The following is a 3,388-nucleotide window of genomic DNA, read 5'->3' as shown; positions in this document are numbered from 1 at the left end:
GCCCGCCTGCTCCCTGGCCACGGACGCGGTGGCCAGGGAGCAGGCGGGCAAGACCCCGTTCGACGAGGTGTCCCGGTTGCGCGAGTCGGAACTGCCGGCGCTCCTCGTGCCGGCCGACCTCGGGGGAGGCGGCGCGGACTGGCCCACGGCCTACGCCGTCGTCCGGGAGATCGCCGCGGCCGACGGCGCCATCGGCCAACTGCTCGGCTGTCACTACTTCCTGTCGTGGAGCGCCCGGCTCTTCGCCGAGCCCTCCCTCGCCGCTCGCGTCGAGCGGCAGTCCGCGGCGGAGCAGTGGTGCTGGGGCGGTGGTCTCGCCCACCGGGAACCACCCCTGACGCTGACCGAGACCGCCACCGGCCAGGTGCTCGACGGCCGGCAGAGCTACGCCACCGGGGTCCTGGTCGCCGACCGCCTGGCCGTGCGGGCCGTACGGGCCGACACCGGCGAACCACTCGCCGTCCTCGTCGATCCCGCCCTGCACGGCGTCGGGATCGACGGCGACGCCGACACCTTCGGCCAGCGGCTCACGGCCGGCGGAAGCGTGGAGTTCGACGCCGTACCGGTCGCCGCCGACGCCGTACTCGGTTCCCTGTCCGCGGACGAGGACGTCCTGTCGCCCCCGGTCGCCCTGGCATCGCCGGTCGGGCGTCTCCTCTCCGCCCATCTCCGTCTCGGCATGGCCGAGGGAGTGCTCGCCGAGGCCCGTGAGTACAGCAGGGCGGGCCACCTGTTCCGGCACCCCGCCCGGCCGGCCGCCTCTCCCCGGGACCCGCAGGTGCTGTCCGCCTACGGAGAACTCACCGTCCTCACCCGTGCCGCGTCCGCGCTCACCGATCAGGCCCGGGAGGCCGTGCACGGCGGGCTGGCGCGCGGCGAGGGGCTCACCTACGACGAGTACGCGGAGATCTCCGTGCTCGTGGCCATGGCCGAAGCCGCCGCCTCCAGGGCCGTGCGGGAGTCCGCCGACCGCGCCCTCGACATCGTCGGCGCCCCCTCCGCGTCCTCGCACCTGGGCTTCGACCGCTTCTGGCGCAATGCCCGCACCCATGCCCTGTACGAGCCCGTCGCCCACCGGCTCCGCGATGTCGGAGACTACTTCCTCAACGGCGCGCACCCTCCGTTCGTCCTGCCGGTCTGACCTCGGGCGCCCCGCGGCCGGCGGCCCGCCCGCGGCGGGCACCGGCCGAAGCCGTACGGGATAATGTGCGCATGCGGATCTCAGCCAGAGCGGACTACGCGGTACGTGCTGCACTGCAGCTCGCCGCGTCACGGGAGGACGGGCCGCTGAAGGCCGAGGCCATCTCCGACGCCCAGGACATCCCGCACAAATTCCTCGAGAGCATCCTGAACGACATGCGCCGGGGCGGTCTCGTGCACAGCCAACGCGGCGGCAACGGCGGCTACCGGCTGGCCAAGCCCGCCGAGTCCATCACCATCGCCGACGTCATCCGCACCGTGGACGGCCCCTTGGTCTCGGTGCGCGGCGTCCGCCCTCCGGAGCTGTCCTACACCGGCCCCGCCGAGTCGCTGCTGCCCCTGTGGATCGCGTTGCGGTCCAATGTGCGCGAGATCCTCGAGGGCGTGTCGCTCGCCGACGTCGCGTCGGCCCAACTGCCCGATGACGTATCCGCGTTGACCCACGGCCCGGACGCCTGGGCGAACCCCTGACGGACGGGGCACCCACGACTCGTCTCGTATAGCGATACGAGGTCGTCCATCATGCGAACACCCCCTTGGGGTGGACGCCTCCTTCTGCCACGATCCCTAGCAACCAGGTAGGAAAACTAGGGATTCACGGGGGTGACCATGGGAGCGCTCGATCGCGCAGCCCGGTCACTGCCCCTGCTGACCTCGCGCCGTCACATCGATCTCGGCCGCACGTCCAGCGACATCTGTCAGTCCTTCTGACGCCGCGGAACCCGGCTTCCCCCGAACCAGCGCTGCCTTTGCACCGCCCGCCCCTGCCGGCGGGCCGGATCTCCCTCGGTCGACCGCGCCCCCACTTTTCCCTTCCCGACCGTCGACGGCGTGCCCGCCGACGACGAGGAGCGGAGTGCCGGCGCGTGCCGGGAAGCAGTGCGCCTCGCGTTCTCGCACCTCCCTGATCACCCATTCCCCGAGAGGACACCGCCGTGTCTGCCGCACGACCACTCGCCGCCCTGCGCACCCTCGCCGCCATAGTCGCCCTCCCCCTCCTGCTCACCGCCTGCGGCTACGGTTCCGAGTCCACCGACGACGACAAGCGGGCCGAGGTCGCGGCGGACGCCGAGAAGCTCTCCGCCGACGAAGTGAAGATCGGCTACTTCCCCAACCTCACCCACGCCACCGCCCTGGTGGGCGTCCAGGAGGGCCTGCTCCAGAAGGAGCTCGGCGGCACCAGGATCAAGGCGTCCACCTTCAACGCCGGCCCCTCCGAGATCGAGGCGCTGAACGCCGGCTCCATCGACATCGGCTGGATCGGCCCCTCCCCCTCCATCAACGGCTACACCAAGTCGAACGGCAAGAACCTGCGCATCATCAGCGGTTCCGCCTCCGGCGGCGTGAAGCTCGTCGTCGACCCGGACCGGATCGAGTCCCTGGACGACCTCAAGGGCAAGAAGATCGCCACGCCGCAGCTCGGCAACACCCAGGACGTCGCGTTCCTCAACTGGATCACGGAGAAGGGCTGGAAGGTCGACGCGCAGAGCGGCAAGGGCGACGTCTCCGTCGTCCGCACCGACAACAAGATCACCCCGGACGCCTACAAGTCCGGCTCCATCGACGGCGCCTGGGTGCCGGAGCCGACCGCGTCCAAACTGGTCACCGAGGGCGCGAAGGTGCTGCTCGACGAGGCGGACCTCTGGCCCGACAAGAAGTTCGTGATCACGAACATCATCGTGTCGCAGAAGTTCCTCGAGGAGCACCCGGACGTCGTCGAGGCCGTGCTGCGCGGCTCGGTGAGGACCAACGAGTGGATCAACGCCAACCCGGAGAAGGCGAAGGCCTCCGCCAACGCGGCACTGGAGAAGCTCGCGGGCAAGGCCCTGCCCGCCGAGGTCATCGACCCGGCCTGGGAGTCCATCACCTTCCTGGACGACCCGCTGGCCGCCACCCTCGACTCCCAGGCGGAGCACGCGGTGCAGGCCGGTCTGCTGGAGAAGCCCCGACTGAAGGGCATCTACGACCTCGCGCCGCTCAACAAGGTCCTCGAGGCCGACGGCAGGGGCGCGGTCGACGACGCCGGTCTCGGCGTCGAGTGACGGCCGACCGGACCCGATGAGTTCCCAGGAGGTGACGACCATGGCCACCACGATCGCCAAGGCTGCCGAGGACGCCGCACCGGCGACGCACGCCGCCCGCATCGAGCACGTCTCGAAGTCCTTTCCCGCGCCGGGCGCGCCCGGCG

The 3,388-nt window shown here is 71.1% G+C and carries 3 protein-coding genes and 1 pseudogene; all 4 read left to right on the top strand.

Going from position 1 to position 3,388, the window contains the following annotated elements; translation table 11 throughout:
• Positions 1 to 1,141: acyl-CoA dehydrogenase family protein (locus B7L92_RS22415; protein ID WP_081239260.1), on the top strand; the 1,141-nt coding region annotated here is incomplete at its 5' end.
• Positions 1,142 to 1,212: 71 nt separating this feature from the next.
• Positions 1,213 to 1,671, top strand: coding sequence for an RrF2 family transcriptional regulator (locus B7L92_RS22410; RefSeq protein ID WP_081239259.1), 459 nt, complete (start codon positions 1,213 to 1,215; stop codon positions 1,669 to 1,671).
• A gap of 464 nt (positions 1,672 to 2,135) precedes the next feature.
• On the top strand, positions 2,136 to 3,242 hold the full coding sequence (locus B7L92_RS22405; RefSeq protein ID WP_081239258.1) for an aliphatic sulfonate ABC transporter substrate-binding protein: 1,107 nt from the start codon (positions 2,136 to 2,138) through the stop codon (positions 3,240 to 3,242).
• Positions 3,243 to 3,258: 16 nt separating this feature from the next.
• Positions 3,259 to 3,388, top strand: a pseudogene (locus B7L92_RS42570) (ABC transporter ATP-binding protein); the annotation flags it as partial.

It is taken from the genome of Streptomyces viridosporus (assembly GCF_002078235.1).
Taxonomy (GTDB): Bacteria; Actinomycetota; Actinomycetes; order Streptomycetales; family Streptomycetaceae; genus Streptomyces; species Streptomyces viridosporus.
The sequence above is the reverse complement of the archived record's forward strand: the minus strand, read 5'-3'. Positions and strand labels throughout refer to the sequence as shown.